Raw genomic sequence first — 725 nt, forward strand, 5'->3', positions numbered from 1 at the left:
CAGGGAGCCTTTTCCAGCCTGACGGTGCTGGCCGCGTGTTGGACGGATCTGCGGAACGACGAAGCTCCTGGTAGACGGGTTCTCGGCCAAGATCGCCCGCAGCCACCAGGAGCTCCACGTACTTGTCTGCCCGTCGTCGATCGACCTGTCCAGTCGCACCCTGCGGTGCCTGGCCAGACGACTCTCTGTCCGACGAGGCGAGATCGGGACACGATGGCGGCGTCTGACTGCTGGCCGACAGGCTCTGCTCGCCCTGGCCCATCTACGATGCGGTGACACCTACGCCCGGCTCGCCGCCGGGTTCGGTGTCGGCATCGCGACCGTGTACCGCTACATACGCGAGGCTGTCGAGGTCCTGGCCGCTCTCGCGCCCACCCTGGCCGAGGCGATGCACATCGCACGGACCAAGGCGTTCGTGATTCTGGACGGCACTCTGCTGCCGGTCGACCGGATCGTCGCCGACACCCCGAACTACTCGGGCAAACATAAACGTCACGGCATGAACGTCCAGGTCCTCACCAATCCCGTGGGGCGGCTGTTGTGGGCCTCGCCCGCGCTGCCAGGCTCCACCCACGACCTGACCGCCGCCCGCACCCACGGCATCATCGACGCACTCGCCGAGGACGGCCTCAAGTGCTGGGCCGACAAGGCGTACCAGGGCGCCGGCAGCACCATCCGGGTACCCTTCCTCAGCCGTCACCTCAAGCGGTGGCAACGCCGGCACA

1 protein-coding gene is annotated in these 725 nt (G+C 67.4%); it reads left to right on the forward strand.

Translation table 11 applies throughout. From position 1 onward, the window contains the following. Positions 1-91: 91 nt before the first annotated feature. On the forward strand, positions 92-725 hold a 634-nt coding region (locus tag IEZ15_RS44175), incomplete at its 3' end, for a transposase family protein (protein WP_189282546.1).

It is taken from the genome of Streptomyces atratus (genome assembly GCF_014648655.1).
Lineage (GTDB): Bacteria > Actinomycetota > Actinomycetes > Streptomycetales > Streptomycetaceae > Streptomyces > Streptomyces atratus.